At 69.5% G+C, this 19,109-nt stretch carries 19 protein-coding genes; 10 read left to right on the top strand and 9 right to left on the bottom strand.

Going from position 1 to position 19,109, the window contains the following annotated elements; all coding sequences use genetic code 11:
• Positions 1-2: 2 nt before the first annotated feature.
• The gene (locus tag BM013_RS21210) at positions 3-1,481 is read right to left on the bottom strand and encodes a short-chain fatty acid transporter (protein WP_256219959.1); all 1,479 of its coding nucleotides are present in this window, start codon (positions 1,479-1,481) and stop codon (positions 3-5) included.
• Between the two features lie 131 nt (positions 1,482-1,612).
• Between BM013_RS21210 and BM013_RS21205 the strand changes: the two genes are divergently transcribed.
• Positions 1,613-2,554, top strand: a complete 942-nt coding sequence (locus BM013_RS21205; protein WP_093129634.1) for a LysR family transcriptional regulator — start codon at positions 1,613-1,615, stop codon at positions 2,552-2,554.
• Positions 2,555-2,638: 84 nt separating this feature from the next.
• Here BM013_RS21205 and BM013_RS41820 read toward each other — a convergent pair whose 3' ends face one another.
• Positions 2,639-2,806, bottom strand: a complete 168-nt coding sequence (locus BM013_RS41820; protein ID WP_256219958.1) for an IclR family transcriptional regulator — start codon at positions 2,804-2,806, stop codon at positions 2,639-2,641.
• 36 nt (positions 2,807-2,842) lie between these two features.
• Between BM013_RS41820 and BM013_RS21200 the strand changes: the two genes are divergently transcribed.
• Positions 2,843-3,400 carry a class I adenylate-forming enzyme family protein gene (locus tag BM013_RS21200; RefSeq protein ID WP_256221594.1) on the top strand — a complete coding sequence of 186 codons (558 nt, stop codon included), beginning with the start codon at positions 2,843-2,845 and terminating at the stop codon, positions 3,398-3,400.
• Between the two features lie 38 nt (positions 3,401-3,438).
• Positions 3,439-4,020, top strand: coding sequence for a tripartite tricarboxylate transporter substrate binding protein (locus tag BM013_RS21195; RefSeq protein ID WP_256221593.1), 582 nt, complete (start codon positions 3,439-3,441; stop codon positions 4,018-4,020).
• An 80-nt stretch (positions 4,021-4,100) separates the two neighbouring features.
• Here the strand turns inward: BM013_RS21195 and BM013_RS21190 are convergent, their stop codons facing one another.
• From BM013_RS21190 to BM013_RS21160, 7 genes are read right to left on the bottom strand one after another with little or no spacing between them, the layout of a single operon-like run.
• Positions 4,101-4,289 carry a hypothetical protein gene (locus tag BM013_RS21190; protein WP_093129632.1) on the bottom strand — a complete coding sequence of 63 codons (189 nt, stop codon included), beginning with the start codon at positions 4,287-4,289 and terminating at the stop codon, positions 4,101-4,103.
• Positions 4,289-6,706, bottom strand: coding sequence for a DNA topoisomerase IV subunit A (gene parC, locus BM013_RS21185; protein ID WP_093129631.1), 2,418 nt, complete (start codon positions 6,704-6,706; stop codon positions 4,289-4,291). Before parC ends, BM013_RS21190 begins: the two co-directional genes overlap by 1 nt.
• 52 nt (positions 6,707-6,758) lie before the next feature.
• The gene (locus tag BM013_RS21180) at positions 6,759-7,892 is read right to left on the bottom strand and encodes a Kelch repeat-containing protein (RefSeq protein WP_093129935.1); all 1,134 of its coding nucleotides are present in this window, start codon (positions 7,890-7,892) and stop codon (positions 6,759-6,761) included.
• A 14-nt stretch (positions 7,893-7,906) separates the two neighbouring features.
• The gene (locus tag BM013_RS21175) at positions 7,907-8,860 is read right to left on the bottom strand and encodes a lytic transglycosylase domain-containing protein (protein WP_093129630.1); all 954 of its coding nucleotides are present in this window, start codon (positions 8,858-8,860) and stop codon (positions 7,907-7,909) included.
• Between the two features lie 19 nt (positions 8,861-8,879).
• Complete coding sequence (locus BM013_RS21170) at positions 8,880-9,344, bottom strand: hypothetical protein (RefSeq protein WP_093215846.1); 465 nt, start codon at positions 9,342-9,344, stop codon at positions 8,880-8,882.
• 30 nt (positions 9,345-9,374) lie between these two features.
• Complete coding sequence (locus BM013_RS21165) at positions 9,375-11,372, bottom strand: DNA topoisomerase IV subunit B (protein ID WP_093129628.1); 1,998 nt, start codon at positions 11,370-11,372, stop codon at positions 9,375-9,377.
• A 15-nt stretch (positions 11,373-11,387) separates the two neighbouring features.
• Entirely contained in the window at positions 11,388-12,320 is a 933-nt protein-coding gene (locus tag BM013_RS21160; RefSeq protein WP_093129627.1) for a LysR family transcriptional regulator, read from the bottom strand.
• 90 nt (positions 12,321-12,410) lie between these two features.
• On the opposite strand from BM013_RS21160, the gene BM013_RS21155 reads away from it, so the two are divergent.
• The 7 genes from BM013_RS21155 (at position 12,411) to bamC (ending at position 19,106) form a co-directional block, all read left to right on the top strand.
• Entirely contained in the window at positions 12,411-13,619 is a 1,209-nt protein-coding gene (locus BM013_RS21155; protein WP_093129626.1) for a serine hydrolase domain-containing protein, read from the top strand.
• Entirely contained in the window at positions 13,612-14,820 is a 1,209-nt protein-coding gene (locus tag BM013_RS21150) for an MFS transporter (RefSeq protein ID WP_093129625.1), read from the top strand. The genes BM013_RS21155 and BM013_RS21150 overlap by 8 nt, the downstream gene beginning before the upstream one ends.
• A 109-nt stretch (positions 14,821-14,929) precedes the next feature.
• On the top strand, positions 14,930-16,153 hold the full coding sequence (locus BM013_RS21145; RefSeq protein WP_093129624.1) for an MFS transporter: 1,224 nt from the start codon (positions 14,930-14,932) through the stop codon (positions 16,151-16,153).
• 18 nt (positions 16,154-16,171) lie between these two features.
• Positions 16,172-16,312, top strand: coding sequence for a hypothetical protein (locus tag BM013_RS41275; protein WP_177225532.1), 141 nt, complete (start codon positions 16,172-16,174; stop codon positions 16,310-16,312).
• A gap of 36 nt (positions 16,313-16,348) precedes the next feature.
• Positions 16,349-16,918, top strand: a complete 570-nt coding sequence (locus BM013_RS21140) for a class I SAM-dependent methyltransferase (RefSeq protein ID WP_093129623.1) — start codon at positions 16,349-16,351, stop codon at positions 16,916-16,918.
• A 43-nt stretch (positions 16,919-16,961) separates the two neighbouring features.
• Positions 16,962-17,888, top strand: coding sequence for a 4-hydroxy-tetrahydrodipicolinate synthase (gene dapA, locus BM013_RS21135; RefSeq protein ID WP_371270109.1), 927 nt, complete (start codon positions 16,962-16,964; stop codon positions 17,886-17,888).
• Positions 17,889-18,026: 138 nt separating this feature from the next.
• Positions 18,027-19,106 carry an outer membrane protein assembly factor BamC gene (gene bamC / locus BM013_RS21130; protein ID WP_093129621.1) on the top strand — a complete coding sequence of 360 codons (1,080 nt, stop codon included), beginning with the start codon at positions 18,027-18,029 and terminating at the stop codon, positions 19,104-19,106.
• Positions 19,107-19,109: the final 3 nt, after the last annotated feature.

Here is a 19,109-nt window from a genome sequence, read left to right as displayed (position 1 = left end):
CATCAAGGGATCGCCGGTGCGACATAGCTCAGCGTGCGGCCGAAGAACCAGAGCATGAAGAGCACCAGCGGCGCATGCACCAGCAACTGAAGGAAAGTGAAGCCCACGATGTCGCGTGCCTTCAGCGAAAGCACGCCCAGCAATGGCAGCATCCAGAACGGATTGATCAGGTTGGGCAGCGCCTCGGCCGCGTTGTAGACCTGCACGGCCCAGCCCAGGTGCACTTTCAGGTCGTTGGCCGCCTGCATGACGTAGGGCGCTTCGATGATCCACTTCCCGCCTCCCGAGGGAATGAAGAAGCCCAGCACCGCGGAATACGCGCCCATCACCACCGCGAAGCTGTCGACGTTGGAGATGCTGACGAACAGGTGTGCGATGCGGTCCGACAGCGTGATGCCGCCGTCGCCCTTGGCGCCGGTCAGCATGGCCGCGATGGCGCCGTACAGCGGGAACTGGATGATCACGCCAGCCGTGGACGGCACCGAGCGTGACACCGCGTCAAGAAAGCTGCGCGGGCGCCAGTGCAGCAGCAGTCCGATCATGAGGAACAACAGGTTGTAGGTGTTCAGGCCGGAAATCGCGATCAACGGGCTCTTGGCCATGAACTCCTGCGCGAGCCAGCCGAAGCCCAGCGCGCACAGCAGCAGCGTGAGCAGCGGGCTGCGCTCGAACCATTCACCGGGTCGGCGCTCGGCGGGCTCCGCGGTTGCCGGCTTCGCTTCGCCGAGGTCCACGCCCAGGTCCTGTGCCGTGACCGCGTGCGCGGCGCCGGGCGCGGACCACAGCGCGACGGCCACCGACGCCACGATCAGCACCAGCGCCATGACGGCCGACTGCCACAGGAAGATGGTCTGGCTGAAAGGGATCACGCCGGTGATGTCGAGGATGCTCTTGGGCAGGCTGCTGGCGTTGGCCTGCAGCTGCGCCGCCGACGAGCTGAGCCCGAGCGCCCATGTCGCGCCCATGCCGAGATAGGCCGCGGCGCCCGCGGCCCGGTAGTCCATGCGCAGGTCGAGGCGGCCGGCCAGCGCGCGCACGTAGAGCGCGCTGAAGATCAGCGAAATGCCCCAGTTGAAGAGCGACAGGATCATGCTGATGGCGGCCACGTAGGCGATGGCCTGCCTGCCCGACACGGGCACTGCGGCCAGCTTGCGGATGAGCCGCGCTGCCGGCGGCGAGGTCGCCACCACGTAGCCACCGATCGCCACCAGCGCCATCTGCATCGTGAAGACGATCAGGCTCCAGAAGCCGTCGCCGAAGGATCTGGCCACCGCCTGCGGGCTGGACCCGTTGAGCATGGCGGCGCCCGCAACCACCACCACGGCGATGGCCGCGAACACGAAGGCGTCGGGGAACCAGCGCTCGGCCCAAGCCGTGAAGCGCAGTCCCAGGCGGCTCAGCAGCCCGGCGTCGGCCTTGGCTTCTTCGGGTCGAGGGGGGCGAGCGCCGGGGCCGGCGGAAGTCTGCAATGTCGATGGCATGGGGTTTTTCCTGCTGCTGGAACGGTGGGCGTCCTCGTCACACGCCTGAAATGGCGTGCTGCGCAGATGTTAGGAACTGCCGTCGAGAATTCATAATTTCTATTTTCAATAGAGAGATATAGGATGGACCTATGTCGATCACCATCAAGCAACTGCAGCACTTCACTGCCGCCGCGCACACGGGGCAGGTGTCTCGCGCGGCCCAGCGCTGCTATGTGAGCCAGCCCTCGTTGACCACGTCGCTCAAGAACCTCGAGTCCACGCTGAAGGTGCAGCTCTTCACACGTCACTCCGAAGGGCTGCGGCTCACGGTGCAGGGCGAGGGTTTTCTACGGCATGCCGAACACATGCTGCGCACGCTCGAGGCGGCAGTGGAGGAAACGCGCAATTCCGTGTCTTCGGTCGAGGGGCGGGTGCAGATCGCCATCACCGACACCGTGTCGGAGTACATGCTGCCGAAAATCATCGGCGCGATGCGCCGGCAATTGCCACTGGTCGAGTTCGAACCCGTGGAGCGCAACCGGCTCGAGATCGAGGATGGCCTGCGCGGCGGCGAGTTCGACCTGGCCGTCGTGCTGGTGTCGAATCTCTCGCGCGCGCCGGACATTCGACGCGAGAACCTGCTGAAGTCGGAGCGCCGGTTGTGGACGTCGTTCGACCATCCGCTGGTGACGCAGAAGTCGGTGTCGCTGCGCGAGATCGCGGAGCTGCCTTTCGTGCTGCTGGACATGGACGAGCACGTGAGTACCGTGGGCCGTTACTGGGGCGCAATGAAGCTCAAGCCCAAGGTCGTGTTCCGCACCAAATCGATCGAGGCCGTGCGCAGCCTCGTGGCACAGAACGTGGGCGTGACCATCCTGTCGGACCTGGTGTTTCGCCCTTGGTCGCACGACGGCGGGCGCATTCGCAGAACGGTGGTGTCGAGCGCGGTGCCCTCGATGGACCTGGGGCTGGCCTATCGGCGCGGTGCCGTTCTTTCCGAGGCCACTGCAGCCTGCGCGAGTACCTTGCGATTGCTGGCCAGGACGCTCACGCGCGAATCACAGCCGCGCATGGACGACGAGCCGAGCTAGTGCCCTGCTCCGCTGAACTGCCACCGCCGATGCGATTCTCGAGAAGCGCCATCGACTTTGCTCACGTATCAGCGGGACAGCACATCAGCTCGTCTTGCGGAAATGCCGCTCGATCGCATGCACCGTCTCGAGCAGCTGCGGGCGCACCTCCTGCATGAAGACCTCCGGCGGCATCGAGCGCGGGCCGGCCGCGCTCAGCACCATCAGCGGCATGCCCTTGCCCACGCGCAGCGGCGAGGCGATGGCGTTCACCTCGCCGCGCCAGTCGCCGAAGGAACTGCAGCAGCCGTGGAGGCCACGGCCCGCGCGCTGCGGCACGACGGCGTCACCATCTTCACCGGCGTGCCGGCGCTGTTCGCGCGGCTGCTGGAATGGGCGCGCAAGAACAACGCGGCGATGGAGGCCATCCAGGCGATCGGCGCGCCGCGCCTGCGGCTCATCAGCGTGGCCGGCTCGCCGCTGACGCCCAGCCTCAAGGCCGAGGTGGAGCGCGCCTTCGGCCAGACACTGCACAACGGCTACGGCCTGACCGAGACCGGCCCCACCATCTCGCAGACGCGGCTGGCGTCGCCGCGCGGCGATTGCTCGGTGAGGCCGCCGATCGCGCGGGTCGAGTTGCGCGTGCGCGCCGCCGACGGGCACGACGTGAACGCCGGCGGCACGGGCGAGCTGTGGGTGCGCGGCCCCGGCGTGATGAAGGGCTACTACCGCAGCCCCGAGCTCACGGCCGCGGCGATCGACGGCGAGGGCTGGTTCAACACCGGCGATCTCGCGCGCCAGGACAGCGACGGCGCGCTGTTCATCTCGGGGCGCACCAAGGAACTCATCATCCGTCCAAGGACCTGAGCTACGTCATCGGCCTGACCGGCTATGCCTTCGGCATCGTGGTGCCCGCGAGCTCGCCCATCAAGACGCTGCAGGACTACGTGGCGCAGGCCCGCGCCAACCCCGGCAAGCTGACCTACAGCACGCCGGGCATCGCCACCACGAACCACCTGACGATGGAGCAGATCTCGCGGCACTTCAGGATCCAGCTCAATCACATTCCGTACAAGGGCAGCGCCGAATCGCTGCAGGCCATCGTGGGCGGGCAGGTCGACTCGGCCGCCGAGACCTCGGCGTTCGTTCCCTACGTGGACTCCGGCAAGCTGCGCCTCATCGCGGTGTGGGGCGACCGGCGCATGGCGCGCTACCCCGGCGTGCCCACGCTCAAGGAGAGCGGCGTGGACATCGTCCAGACCTCGCCCTGGGGCCTGGTGGGACCGCGAGGCCTCGACCCCGCGATTGCCGCGCGCCTGCACGATGCCTTCAAGCAGGCCATGGCGACGAAGGAGTTCAAGGACGTGCTGGCCCGCTACGAGATGGAGCCGGACTACAGGAGCGCGAAGGACTATCGCGCCTTTGCGGTGGACGCGATGAAGCGCGAGAAGGAGATCCTCGACGCGCTGGGCCTGTCGCGGCAATAGAGCGAGAGCGCACAGGATTCACAAGGCAGCGGGGACGCCATCGCTCCCCACTGCCACCCCTGCCCACTGCCCACTGCCGCCTAGCCGCGCTCCTTGCGCTCGCGCGCCCGGCGAACCTGGCGCGTCTCGCCCGCCTGCGAGGCGATGCGGTTCTTCTCGCGTTTCTTGGCCGCGCGCTTCTGGCGGAAGTGCCGGCCCACCACGTAGCTGCCGAGGCCCGTGACCACGGCGATGAAGATGCCGATGACGCTGACGTCGATGCCGCCCATCACAGCACCCGCACCACGCTCGACGGCTTGAAGCCCAGGTCGGCCGCCTTGCCCTTGCGCGCGCGGCTGCCGCGGGCGTTGTTGAGCGTGCGGATTTCCAGCGTTTCCTCGCGCTCCTTGGCACCGCGGCCGATGCCTTCGATGCGCACGCTGCGCGTGTAGGCCGCGGCGCCGGCCAGCGTGTCCTTGGGTTCCAGGTCGATCAGCGTGAGGCCGCGCCCGCCCTTGGGCAGGCTCTTGAGCTCGGCGATGTCGAAGGTCAGGATGCGCCCGCCCGTCGACGCGCAGGCCACGTGCGTGGCCGCGGGCATCGGCTCGGCGCCGCTGGCGCCGCCCACCAGCGAAGGCCGGCAGATCTGCTCGCCCTCGCCCACGTCGATGAAGGCCTTGCCGCCGCGCTGGCGCGACATCATGTTCTCGACCGTGGCAATGAAGCCGTAGCCGCCGGTGTTGGCCAGCAGCACGCTGGCGCCCACCGGGCCGGCGAAGAAATGCGTGACGTGCGTGCCGGCATCGAGCTCGATGAGCGTGGTGACGGGCTGGCCGTCGCCGCGCGCGCCGGGCAGCGAGGCCACGGGCACGGTGTACACGCGCACGCTCTTGTCCTTGGCGGAGCCGAACACCAGCAGCGTGTCGACGCTGCGGCATTCGAAGGCGCCGTAGAGCGCGTCGCCCGACTTGAAGCTGTACTCGGGCGCGGCGGCCTTCTCTCCGTTCGCGCCGTTGGCTGCATTCGCCGCGGCCTTCTCGCTGGCCCAGCCCTTCTGCGCGCGGACCCAGCCCTTCTGCGACACGATGACCGTGACGGGCTCGTCGACCACCTTCACTTCGGCCACGGCGCGCTTCTCGGCCTGGATGAGCGTGCGGCGCGGGTCCTCGAAGGTCTTGGCGTCGCTCTCGATTTCCTTGACCAGCAGGCGGCGCAAGGTGGCCGGGCTGGAGAGGATGTCCTCGAGCTTCTTCTGTTCTTCGCGCAGGCCCTTCAGTTCCTGCTCGATCTTGATGGCCTCCAGCCGCGCCAATTGGCGCAGGCGGATTTCAAGGATGTCTTCGGCCTGGCGTTCGCTGAGGTTGAAGCGCGCGATGAGCGCCGCCTTCGGGTCTTCCGCCGCGCGGATGATCGCGATCACCTCGTCGATGTTCAGCAGCACCAGCTGCCGGCCCTCGAGGATGTGGATGCGCTCGAGCACCTTGTTCAGGCGGTGGCGCGAACGCTTCTCGACGGTGACTTCGCGGAACGCGATCCACTCGTTCAGGATCTGGCGCAGCGACTTCTGCGTGGGCTTGCCGTCGATGCCGACCATCGTCAGGTTGATCGACGACGAAGTCTCCAGCGAGGTCTGCGCCAGCAGCGTGGTGATGAACTCTTCCTGGCTGATGCGCGAGGTCTTGGGCTCGAACACCAGGCGCACGGCGGCGTCCTTGCTGGACTCGTCACGCACCACGTCGAGCACCGACAGCATCGCGGCCTTCAGCTGGGTCTGGTCGGCGGAGAGCGCCTTCTTGCCGGCCTTGACCTTGGGGTTGGTGATTTCCTCGATTTCCTCGAGCACCTTCTGCGTGCTGACGCCCGGCGGCAGCTCGTTGACCACCAGCTGCCACTGGCCGCGCGCGAGCTCTTCGATCTTCCAGCGCGCGCGCACCTTGAGCGAGCCGCGGCCGGTGCGGTAGGCATCGGCGATGTCGGTGGCGTTGCTGATGATCTGCGCGCCGCCCGGATAGTCGGGGCCGGGCACGATGGCCAGCAGCTCTTCTTCGCTGAGCTTGCCGTTCGACTTGATCAGCGCCACGCAGGCGTCGGCGATCTCGCGCAGGTTGTGGCTCGGAATTTCGGTGGCCAGGCCCACGGCGATGCCGCTCGCGCCGTTCAGCAGCGTGAAGGGCAGCCGCGCGGGCAGCAGGCGCGGCTCCTCGGTGCTGCCGTCGTAGTTGGGAATGAAGTCGACCGTGCCTTCGTCGATCTCGTCGAGCAGCAGGCTGGTGATGCGCGCCAGGCGCGCCTCGGTGTAGCGCATGGCCGCGGCGCCGTCGCCGTCGCGGCTGCCGAAGTTGCCCTGGCCGTCGACCAGCGGATAGCGCTGCGAGAAGTCCTGCGCCATGCGCACCAGCGCGTCGTACGCGGCCTGGTCGCTGTGCGGGTGGAAGCGGCCGAGCACGTCGCCGACCACGCGCGCGCTCTTCACGGGCTTGGCGCCCACGGTGCCGTTGGTGCCGCCGAAGCCCAGGCCCATGCGCGACATCGAGTACAGGATGCGGCGCTGCACCGGCTTCTGGCCGTCGGACACATCGGGCAGCGCGCGGCCCTTGACCACGCTGAGCGCGTATTCGAGGTAGGCGGTCTGCGCGTAGTCGGCAAGCGTCAGGGTGGTGTCGCCGTCGGTGGGCCCCTGGAGGTCGAGCGGAGGTTGAGAGTCCATGAAAGAGCTGGTGAGAAAAACAGTTGCTGCAGGCTGGGCGCGAAGCTCGCGCTCAGCCCAGTGTGAAGGCCTCGTGCACCGCGGACTGCACGGCGCCGCCGAGCACCGCGCCGCCGCCCGCGACGTAGATCCAGTCGCCGATGACGGCCGCGCCCACGGCGTGGCGCGGGGTGGTCATGGGTGCATGGCGCTGCCAGGTGTCGTCCACGGGATCGTAGCTTTCCATCTGGCCGAACACCCGGGCCTGGCGCGGCACGCCGCCCACGAGAGTGCCGCCCTCCCCGCCCATGGCGAAGAAGCGGCCGCGGTACACCACGAGGCCGTGGCCCGAGCGCGCGGTGGGCAGCGGCGAACGCAGCTCCCAGGTGTCGCGCGCGGGCAGGTAGACGTGGTGCAGGTCGGTGTTGTATTCGAAGGTGTTGAAGCGCCCGCCGACCACGTGGATCCGGCCGCCGTGCGCCACGCAGCCCACATGGTCGCGCGCGCCGGGCAGCGGCTTGGCCGACGTCCAGCGGTCGGCCTTGGGGTCGTAGACCTCGTGCCAGCCGACGCTGGCGCGCTCCGCCGCGGGCTCGGACGCGCCGCCGATCAGGTGCAGCGCGCCGTCGAGCATCACCGCCGCGGCGGCGCCGCGCGGGCGCGGCAGCGGCGCGATGGCGCTCCAGCGGTTGGCCGCGATGTCGTAGACGTAGGCGTGGGTGTCGGAGCGCCGGTTCTGCTCCACGAAGCCGCCGAGCGCATACACGCGGCCGCCTTCGGCCGTCACCGCCACGTGGTTGGCGCCGCGCGGCAGCGGCGCGCCGTCGAGCCAGCGGTCGGCCTGCGGGTCGTAGATGTGGTGGTAGTCGCGGTTGACCTTGCCTTCGCCGTAGCCGCCGACCACGTGCATGCGCCCTTGCGCGGCGGTGGCCCAGGCCATCTCGCTGCGCGGGATCGGCAGCGCCGCGCGCGGCGTCCAGCGGCCTTGCGGGCCGGCCGGCGCGGGGCTGTCGGTGAAGCGCTGCGACTCCTGCTCGGGCGTCATGTGGTGCGGCACGCCGCCCTGCAGGCGCGCGTAGGGCTCGGCCGACGAAGGCACGCCCGGCAGGGTGTCGTGCGTGGCCGCATGCTGCGCGTGCGCGGCACGCGTGACGGCACCCGTCATGGCGCAGGCGGCTGTCGCAAGGACGAAGCTTCGGCGGTGCATGGCGGTGGCCTCCATCAGGACAGGGGCGCGCCCGGCGCCTCGGCGGCGCCGGTGGGCCCGGCGGGCGCTCCGGGAATGTCGGGAATGTCGGGAACGTCTGGCATGGCGGGCAGGCTGCGCGGGGCGTCCGAGGGCATGTTGCCGCGGCCGATGGCGCCGCCCTGCGGCACCGTCAGCTCCATGCGGATGCGCCCGGGCGCCTTGCCGCCGCGGGCCGCGCCACCGGCTCCGCTCATGCCGCCCATGCTGCCGCGCCCGCCCGTGGCCGCGACCGACGGCTTCAGGTACGCATAGAGCTGCAGCACGGTCTGCACGTAGTTCTGCGTTTCCTTGTAGTTCGGGATCTTGTTGCCCGCGCGCTGCACCGCGCCCTCGCCCGCGTTGTAGGCGGCGAGTGCCAGTTCGATCTGGCCCGGGAACATGGCGATCAGGTCGCGCAGGTAGCGCGAGCCGGCGGCGATGTTGATGCGCGGGTCGAACAGCTTCTTCTCGATGGTGCTGCGCTTGTCCGCCGCGACGCCGTAGCGCTGCGCGGTGGCGGGCATGAGCTGCATCAGGCCCATGGCGCCCTTGGGCGAGACGGCCTGCGCGTCGAAGCCCGACTCGGTGGCGATCAGCGCCTGCAGCAGCTCGTAGTCGATCGCATGCTTGCTCGACGCATCGCGCAGCGCCGCCTTGGCGGTCTTGTAGCTGGGCGAGGCCTCGAACATGGCCAGGAGCGTCTGCGAGGCCGGCGGCACCTTGCCGTCGAGCTTGCGCCCGCCCCGGCCCAGCGGCGACAGGCCCTGCGCCGTGTCGAAGCTCTGGCCGCCGCGAAAGAAGATCTGGTAGCGCTCGTCGATCTTCTCGGAAGCGAAGTGCGCCACGCCCTTGCTGTCGATGTAGCCGTAGATGTCGGCCGCGTGCGCGCCCTGCTGCGACAGCACGAGTGCCGCACACAGCGCGAACGGACGGAGCCAGCGGGTCATGACGGTGCGGGCCCGGGCCTCAGAACCACCAGCCGTAGCGCTTGCGGCGCTCGGCGTGGACCGCGGCATCGTCGCCCATGCCTCGCTTGCGGCCGAAGCCCTTGAGGCCGGCCCGGATCAGCATGGCGCCGAGCGCCACGGCCATGAGAAAGCCGGGCACCTGCCCGGGCTGGAGGCCGTCGGCGAGCAGGGTCGCGGCCATCAGCCAGGCGACGCACGCGGCGCCCCAGCAGGCGAGCCGGCGCAACCACAGCCAACCGGTGGCCGCCGTGCGCTCCGCCCGGCCGGCCGCGGCTTTGTTGTCGTCGGCCGCGTCGTCCCACCAGCCCGCCCAGACGAACACGAGCGCCAGCAGCACGCCGACGCCGGCAAAGAACCTGTTCGCGACCTCGCGCACCGGGTCGCCCTCTGCGACGAGCATGCCGATGGCGCCTGCAGCGCAGCCCCCTGCCAGCGAACCGCAAATGATCTTGTGCCCGTTCATGTCCTGTCGTGAGGAATATTCCGGTCGGAATCAGACGTCGATGTCGACGTCGTCGGCGCGAAGCTCCATCAGCTCGCGGCGCGCCGCCGCTTCGCCCTTGCCCATGAGCTTGGTGATCTCGCCCTGGGTGGATGTGAAGTCGAACCGGCCCAATTGGACCTGCATCAGGCGCCGGGTGTCTGGATTGAGCGTGGTTTCCCACAATTGTTCCGCGCTCATTTCGCCCAGGCCCTTGAAGCGGCTGATGCTCCAGGCGCCTTCGCGCACGCCGTCCTTGCGCAATTTGTCGAGCGTGGCGGTCAGTTCGCCCTCGTCCAGCGCATAGACCTTGGAGGCCGGCTTCTTGCCGCGCGCGGGCGCATCGACACGGAACAGCGGCGGCTTCGCGACATACACGTGGCCGGTTTCGATGAGTTTGGGAAAGTGGCGGAAGAACAGCGTGAGCAGCAGCACCTGGATGTGCGAGCCGTCCACGTCGGCGTCGCTCAGGATGCAGACCTTGCCGTAGCGCAGGCCGCTCATGTCGGGCGAGTCGGTGGGGCCGTGCGGATCGACGCCGATGGCCACCGAGATGTCGTGGATTTCGGTGTTGGCGAACAGCCGGTCGCGCTCCACTTCCCAGGTGTTGAGCACCTTGCCGCGCAGCGGCAGGATGGCCTGGCTTTCCTTGTCGCGGCCCATCTTGGCGCTGCCGCCGGCGGAGTCGCCCTCGACCAGGAACACCTCGTTGTGGCTGATGTCCTTGCTCTCGCAGTCGGTCAGCTTGCCGGGCAGCACGGCCACGCCGGAGCCCTTGCGCTTCTCGACCTTCTGGCCGGCGCGCTGGCGCGTCTGCGCGGCCTTGATGGCGAGTTCGGCGAGCTTCTTGCCGTAGTCGACGTGCTGATTGAGCCACAGCTCCAGCGCGGGGCGCACGAAGCTGGACACCAGGCGCACGGCGTCGCGCGAGTTCAGGCGTTCCTTGATCTGGCCCTGGAACTGCGGGTCGAGCACCTTGGCGCTGAGCACGTAGGAGGCGCGCGCGAACACGTCTTCCGGCAGCAGCTTCACGCCCTTGGGCAGCAGCGAGTGCAGCTCGATGAAGCCCTTCACCGCGGTGAACAGGCCGTCGCGCAGGCCGCTTTCGTGCGTGCCGCCGGCGCTGGTGGGAATCAGGTTGACGTAGCTCTCGCGCACCGACTGGCCGTCTTCGGTGAAGGCCACGCACCAGTCGGCGCCCTCGCCTTCGGCGAAGTTGTCGGCGTTCTTGTCGGCATGGCCGCTGCCTTCGAACAGCGGAATGACCGGGTCGCCGTTGAGCGTCTGCATGAGGTAGTCGCTCAGGCCGCCCTTGTAGAGCCACTGCTGGCTTTCCTTGGTCTTCTCGTTCACCAGCGTGACGCTCACGCCGGGCATCAGCACGGCCTTGCTGCGCAGCAGGTGCGTGAGCTCGCCCATGGGCAGCGCGGCGGTCTCGAAGTACTTGGCGTCGGGCCAGGCACGCACGGTGGTGCCCTGCTTGCGTTCGCCGGCCTCGAGCTTGCGGATTTCGAGCTGCTCGATCACGTCGCCGGCGCTGAAGGCCAGCCTGGCGATGGAGCCTTCGCGGTGCGAGGTGACCTCGAGCCGCTTGGACAGCGCGTTGGTCACCGACACGCCCACGCCGTGCAGCCCGCCCGAGAAGCTGTAGGCGCCGCCCGAGCCCTTGTCGAACTTGCCGCCGGCGTGCAGCCGGGTGAACACCAGTTCGACCACGGGCGCATGTTCTTCAGGGTGCATGCCGAACGGAATGCCGCGGCCATCGTCTTCGATGCCGACCGAGCCGTCGGCGTGCAGCGTGACCTTGATCTTCTTGCCGTAACCCGCCAGCGCCTCGTCGGCGGCGTTGTCGAGCACTTCCTGGATGATGTGCAGCGGGTTGTCGGTGCGGGTGTACATGCCCGGGCGCTGCTTGACGGGCTCGAGGCCCTTGAGCACGCGGATGGAGCCCTCGGAATAGCCGGAGGACGCGGACGATGAACTGGGGGGAGTCTTGGGGGGAGTCGCCATGGGGGCGGATTGTAGTCAGTCGCCGCCAAACAACTGGATACCCATACAGGCTTCGTCCTGCGGCGCGAACAGATGGGCGCCCAGGAAGTCGACGAAGGCCCGCAGCTTGGGCGACGGATGCCGCCCCGAAGGCCACAGCACGCCCAGGCCGATGGTGTGCGGCCGCACCAGCCCCGGCAGCACGCTGCGCAGCCGGCCCGCGGCCAGCGCGGCGCGCACGCTGAAGTCGGGCAGGCAGGCGATGCCGCGCCCGCGCTCGGCGAAGCACAGGCGGGTTTCCATGTTGTTGCAGATCATGGAGACGGGCGGTCGGCACTCGCTGCCGTCGGGCATGGGCCGCATCGGCCAGACCTCGACCTTGCCCGTGGCGGGATAGCGGTAATGCAGGCAGGCGTGGCCGGCGAGGTCGGCCAGCGTCTGCGGCGTGCCGTGGCGCGCGAGGTAGTCGGGCGAGGCCACCAGCAGCTGCGAGAAAACGCCGAGCCGGCGCGCCGAGAGCCGCGAATCGGCCGGCTCGCCGGTGCGCACCACGGCGTCGAAGCCCTCCTCGATGACGTCGACCAGCCGGTCGCTGAAGTCGAGGTCGAGTTCGATGGCCGGGTGGTCGCGCATGAAGTCGGCCAGCACCGGCAGCACCAGCGAGCTGACCAGCGGCAGGCTGACCCGCAGCTTGCCGCGCGGCGCGCCGGCCGAGTGCGACAGCTCCTGCTCCGCGGCCTCGATCTCGGCCAGCACGCGGCGGCTGCGCGCGAGGAACAGCGTGCCCTCGGCGGTGAGCGTGATGCTGCGCGTGCTGCGGTGGAACAGCCGCACGCCCAGCCGCTCTTCGAGCCGCGCCACGCGCTTGCCCACGGCGGACGCCGACACGCCGAGCGCGCGGCCGGCGGTGACGAAACTGCGGGTTTCGGCCACCTGGATGAAGACGGTGAAGCCGCTGAGGCTGTCCATGCGGGCGCTCCATTGCGGACATCGGTGTCCGTATTGAGCGGAACTGTATCCCCCTTTTTCCGGAGTCGGCTTCTTCCTATCGTTGGCGGCATGTCATTCGCCAACGAAATTCCCCCTTCTTCAACTTCTTGTTCTTCCACGACAGCCGCCGGCTGGCGTGGCCCGGACCCGTCGCGCATCGACGCGGTGCTCGACCAGGCACTGGCCGACCAGCGGCTGGTCGGCGCGGTGGTGCTGGTGGCCCACGGCGGGCGCCTGGTGCACCGCCGCGCGGCCGGACTGGCGGACCGCGAGGCCGGCCGGCCGATGCGCGAGGACGCGCTGTTCAGGCTGGCCTCGGTGTCCAAGCCGATCGTGTCGACCGCCGCGATGGTGCTGGCGGGCCAGGGCCGGCTCGGCCTGGACGACCCGGTCACGCGCTGGCTGCCGGATTTCCGCCCGCGCCTGCCGGACGGCAGCGCCCCCACCCTCACGCTGCGGCAGCTGCTGACGCACACGGCCGGGCTGGGCTACCGCTTCTTCGAACCCACGGAAGACGGCCCCCATGCGCGGGCCGGCGTGTCCGACGGCATGGACGGCAGCGGCCTCACGCTGGCCGAGAACCTGCGGCGCATCGCGCAGGTGCCCCTGCTCTACGCGCCGGGCACGGCGTGGCTCTATTCGCTGGCCACCGATGTACTGGGCGGCGTGGTCGAGGCGGCCAGCGGTGCGCCCTTGCCCGACGCGGTGCGCACCCTGGTGACGGGCCCGCTGGCCATGCACGACACCGGGTTCTTCGCCGCGCCGCACGACGACCGGCTGGCCACGCCCTATGTGAACACCCCGGGCACGGCGCCGCGGCGCATGAACGGGCCCACCGTCGCGGCGTCTTTCGAGGGCACCGTCGGCATCCGCTTCGACCCGGCGCGGGCCGTCGACGCCACGGCGTTTCCTTCGGGCGGCGCCGGCATGGTCGGCAGCGCGGGCGACTTCATGCGCCTGCTCGAAACCCTGCGCGGCGGTGGTGCACCGCTGCTGCCGCCAGCGCTGGTGGACGACATGGGCCGCAACCACACGGGCGCCTGGGGACCGGCGGACGCACCGGGTTATGGCTTCGGGCTGGGCTTCTCGGTGCTGCACGACCCGGGGGCCGCGGCGTCGCCGGAATCGGTGGGCACGTGGCGATGGGGCGGCGCCTACGGGCATGCGTGGTTCGTCGACCGCGCCCGCGAACTCAGCGTGGTGGCCTTCACCAACACGCTCTACGAAGGCATGTCGGGCCGCTTCGTGGCCGACCTGCGGGACGCCGTCCATGCATGAAAAGAACACACCCCATCGCCCGGAGGCCGGGCTGCCGCTGCTGGGCCTGCTCGCGCTGGCCGCCGCCGGCTTCATCACGGTGCTGACCGAGGCCATGCCCGCCGGCCTGCTGCCGCAGATCGGCGCGAGCCTGGGCGTCACGCCCGCACTGGTCGGCCAGCTGGTGACGGTGTACGCCATCGGCTCGCTGGTGGCGGCCATTCCGCTGGTGGCCTTCACGCGCAGCTGGCGCCGCCGGCCCTTGCTGCTGCTGGCCATCGGCGGCTTCGCGATCGTCAACACGGTCACCGCGCTGTCGCACGGCTACGCGCTGACGCTGGTCGCGCGCTTCTTCGCGGGCGTGTTCGCCGGGCTGCTGTGGGCGCTGCTGGCCGGGCAGGCGGCGCGCATGGTGGCGCCGTCGATGCAGGGCCGCGCGATCGCCGTGGCGATGCTGGGCGCGCCGCTGGCGCTGTCGCTGGGCATTCCGGCCGGCACGCTGCTGGGCAACGGCGTGGGCTGGCGCCCGGCGTTCCTGATCATGTCGGCGCTCTCGGTGCTGCTGCTGGGCTGGGTGCGCTGGCAGGTGCCCGACTTCCCCGGCCAGGCGGCGGGCCGCCAGCAGGGCGTGCGGCGCGTTTTCCTGCTGCCGGGCGTGCGGCCGGTGCTGGCGGTGATGCTGGCCTTCGTGCTGGCGCACAACATCCTCTACACCTACATCGCGCCGTTTCTCGCGCACGCCGGGCTCGGCGCGCGGGTCGACCTGGTGCTGCTGGTGTTCGGCGGGGCCTCGCTGGCGGGCATCTGGGTGACGGGCGTGCTGATCGACCGCTGGTTGCGCGAGCTGGTGCTGGCCAGCACCGCGGCCTTTGCCGTGGCCGCGCTGCTGCTGGGCGCGCTCACAGGTTCGCAGCCGGTGGTGTTCGTGGCGGTGGCCGTGTGGGGCGTGGCGTTCGGCGGGGCAGCCACGCTGTTCCAGACGGCCTCGGCGCAGGCCGCGGGCGACGCGGCGGACGTGGCGCAGTCGATGGTGGTGACGGCATGGAACATCGCCATTGCGGGCGGCGGGCTGATCGGCGGCCTGCTGCTGCAGAGCCGGGGCGCGGGCGCGCTGCCCTGGTCGCTGATCGTGCTGCTGGTGCCCGCGCTGTGGCTGGCCTGGAAGGCCTGCGCGCACGGGTTTCCGCGCGCGCGTGCTGTCACCGCAGCGACAGCGCATTGACCCCGGCGGCTTTGATGCGCAAAGCGCATCGAAATGCCGCCCAGAAATCATCAATGGCTTTGGCCATCCGCACGCCTGCCGCGGCATGCAAGTCGCTACATTCGACGCCATGCAAGCCCCCGCCTCCACTCTTTCGATCAAGCAAGTCCTGTTGTGCGGGGCGATGATCGTCACGCTCTCCATGGGCATCCGCCACGGCTTCGGCCTCTGGCTGCAGCCCATCACGCAGGCGCAGGACTGGAGCCGCCAGACCTTCTCGTTCGCGCTGGCAGTGCAGAACCTCTCCTGGGGCATCTTCGGCGTGTTCGCGGGCATGCTGGCCGACCGCTTCGGCGCGTTCCGGGTGCTGATCGGCGGCTCGGTGCTCTATGCGCTGGGGCTCTTCGGCATGGCGCATTCGCCGACGCCGCTGCTGTTCACGCTGAGCGCGGGCGTGCTGATCGGTGCGGCGCAGGCGGGCTCGACCTACGCGGTGATCTACGGCGTGATCGGGCGGCAGATTCCGGCCGAGCGGCGCTCGTGGGCGATGGGCGTGGCCGCCGCGGCCGGCTCGTTCGGGCAGTTCCTGATGGCGCCCATCGAGGGCCGACTGATCGGAAGCATGGGTTGGCAGAGCGCGCTGGCGGTGGTGGCGGTGCTGGTGCTGGTGATCATTCCGCTGGCCTTCGGGCTGCGCGAGCCCAAGACGGCGGCGCTGGCCGGGCACCGCGAGCAGTCGGTGCTGCAGGCCGTGGGCGAGGCGTTTCGCTACCCCAGCTTCGGGCTGCTGATGGCGGGCTACTTCGTCTGCGGCTTCCAGCTGGCCTTCATCGGCATCCACATGCCGACCTACCTGCGCGACCGCGCGCTGCCGGCCGAGGTGGCGGGCTACGCGCTGGCGCTGATCGGCCTGTTCAACGTGTTCGGCACGTACACGGTCGGGCTGCTGGGGCAGAAGCTGGCCAAGCGCAAGATCCTCGCGGCGATCTACTTCGCGCGGGCGGTGTCGATCGCGCTGTTCCTGCTGGCGCCGCTCTCGCCGACGAGCGTGTACGTGTTCTCCGCCGCCATGGGCTTCCTGTGGCTGTCGACGGTGCCGGCCACCAACGCCATCGTGGCGGGCATCTTCGGCGTGGCGCATCTGTCGATGCTCAGCGGCTTCGTGTTCCTGAGCCACCAGGTGGGCTCGTTCCTGGGCGTGTGGCTGGGCGGCTACCTGTACGACACCACGGGCAGCTACGACATCGTCTGGTACATCTCGATCGCGCTGGGCGTGTTCGCGGCGCTGATCAACCTGCCGGTGAAGGAAAACGCCATTTCGCGCGCGCCGCAGCCGCTGGGCGCGGCGGGCTGATTGCGCTACAACCGGCCCATGACACCGCAACTGCGCCAGCACATCGTCCACGCCGGCTGGCTTGCCGCCGCGGCGGCGGTGCTGGGCGGCGTGTTCGCGATGTACGTGCACCCGGCGTTCCTGGTGACGCTGGTCGACCAGATCTGGTCGTGTTTCTGAATCCCTGAACCCTTGAAGCCTGAAGGTCCGGTTGAAATGAAAGAGCTTGCGCCGGTCCACGGCCCGTCCGCGCCCTCCGAATGGGTGGTCCGCTGGTCGCACCTGCTGGCGCCCGAGGCCACCGTGCTCGACGTGGCCTGCGGCGCCGGGCGCCACATGCGGTGGTTCGCCGGCCGGGGGCACGCGGTGACCGGGGTCGACCGCTCGGCCGAGGCGCTGGCGACGGCGGGGGCCTTCGGGCGCACCGTCGAGGCGGACATCGAGTCGGGCGCCTGGCCCTTCGCCGGACAGGTCTTCGGCGCGGTGGTCGTCACCAACTACCTCTGGCGCGCGCGCATGGCCGACATCGTGGCCGCCGTGGCGCCGGGCGGTGTGCTGCTCTACGAGACCTTCGCAGCGGGCAACGAGAGCGTCGGCAAGCCCTCGCGGCCCGATTTCCTGCTGCAGCCCGGAGAGCTGCTCGCGGCCTGTGCGGGCCTGCGCGCGGTGGCCTACGAGGACGGGTTCATGGCCGAACCGGCCCGCTTCGTGCAGCGCATTGCGGCCGTGCGGCCCGCCCTGGAAGCCGCCGCGGCGGCGCCCCGCCACCTCCTTAAGGGAAACTGAGGGGGCCGGGGCGGCTGTCTGGCGGGGCCCCGGAGTAAGTAGAATCGGCGCTTTCGTCCACCGACAAAGAGATTCCCCCTTGGAGCAACTGACAGGCAGCATCGTCGCGCTCGTCACGCCGATGCATGACGACGGCAGTGTCGACTACCCCGCCCTGCGGCGTCTCATCGACTGGCACATCGACGAAGGCACCGACTGCCTCGGCGTGGTCGGGACCACCGGCGAATCGCCGACGGTCGACGTCGAAGAGCACTGCGAAATCATCCGCGTATCCGTCGAGCAAGCCAAGGGCCGCGTGCCCGTGATGGCCGGCTGCGGCGCGAACTCGACCAAGGAAGCCATCGAGCTCGCCAAGTTCGCCAAGGGCGTGGGCGCCGACTCGCAGCTCCAGGTCGTGCCCTACTACAACAAGCCGACGCAAGAAGGCCAGTACCAGCACTTCAAGGCCATCGCCGAGGCCGTGGGCGACCTGCCCATCGTGCTGTACAACGTGCCCGGGCGCACCGTGGCCGATATGGCGCACGACACCGTGCTGCGCCTCACGCAGGTGCCCGGCATCATCGGCATCAAGGAAGCCACCGGCAACATCGAGCGGGCCCAGTGGCTCATTCGCGACGTGCCGAAGAACTTTGCCGTCTACTCCGGCGACGACCCGACCGCGGTCGCGCTCATGCTCTGCGGCGGCCAGGGCAACATCAGCGTCACGGCCAATATCGCGCCGCGCAAGATGCACGAACTGTGCGTGGCCGCGCTGGCGGGCGACGTCAAGCGGGCCATGGAGATCCAGTTCGAGCTCATGCCGCTGCACCGGAACCTGTTCGTCGAGCCCAACCCGATCCCGCTGAAGTGGGCCATGGCGCGGCTCGGCCTGTGCGGTGGCACCCTGCGCCTGCCGCTCACCGAACTCGGCGAAGCGAGCCGCCCCGCGGTCGAGGGCGCCCTGCGCGCCACCGGCCTGCTCAAGGGTTGAGCGCTTCCGCACCCGTTCCGGACCTGCCTTTCCCCCGGCCGCAGCAAGGTTAAGCAACCTTTTGCCCGAACCGTGCTCAGAGAGGGCGGGCACTGCGGCCCCTAGATTGACCGAACCATTCCAACAAGGAAGAAGACGTTGAAGAACCTTTCGCGACTTGCACTGCTGGCCCTCGTTGCCAGCCTCGCCGCCTGCTCCGTCCTCGAGAGCGACAAGATCGACTACAAGAGCGCCGGCAAGGCCCCGACGCTCGAGGTCCCGCCTGACCTGTCCCAGCTGTCGCGCGACAACCGCTACGCCGTCCCCGGCGGCGCCGTGACCGCCAACGCCTACCAGGCCGGCGTGGCCAACGCACCGGGCGTGCCCACTGCCGTGAGCACCCTCGGCGACGTGCGCATGGAGCGCTCGGGCACGCAGCGCTGGATCGTCATCAACCGCTCGCCCGACCAGCTCTGGGACCCGGTGAAGGACTTCTGGCAGGAAAGCGGTTTCCTGCTGACCACCGAGCAGCGCAACCTGGGCATCATGGAAACCGACTGGGCCGAGAACCGCGCCAAGCTGCCGCAGGACATCATCCGCGGCACGCTGGGCAAGCTGGTCGACTCGGTCTACTCGACCGGCGAACTCGACCGTTTCCGTACCCGCCTGGAACGCACGCCCACCGGCACCGAGATCTTCGTGAGCCACCGCGGCATGCAGGAGGTCTACAACAACTCGCGCCAGGACCAGACCGTGTGGCAGCCGCGTCCGAGCGACCCTGAACTCGAGACCGAATTCCTGCGCCGCCTGATGGTCAAGCTCGGCGTGTCGCAAGAGCAGTCGAAGATCCTGGCAGCCACCACCGCCCCGACCAGGACTGCCACTGTCGCCAACGTCGGCGGCCAGCCGGTCGTGCAGATCAGCGAAGGCTTCGACCGCGCATGGCGCCGCGTCGGCCTGGCGCTCGACCGCACCGGCTTCACTGTGGAAGACCGCGACCGCAGCGCCGGCGTGTACTACGTGCGCTACGTGACGCCGAACCCCGACAAGAAGGAGCCCGGCTTCTTCGGCAAGCTGTTCAGCGGCTCGCCCAAGGACGAAGCACCGATCAAGTTCCGCATCTCGGTCAAGAGCCAGGGCGAAGCCTCGACGGTGTCGGTGCTCAACGATGCTGGCGCACCGGTCGCATCGGCCAACGCCGAGCGCATCGTCAAGGTCATCGCAGACGACCTGAAGTAACCC

This window comes from Variovorax sp. OK605 (assembly GCF_900115445.1).
Taxonomy (GTDB): Bacteria; Pseudomonadota; Gammaproteobacteria; order Burkholderiales; family Burkholderiaceae_C; genus Variovorax.
The sequence above is the reverse complement of the archived record's forward strand: the minus strand, read 5'-3'. Positions and strand labels throughout refer to the sequence as shown.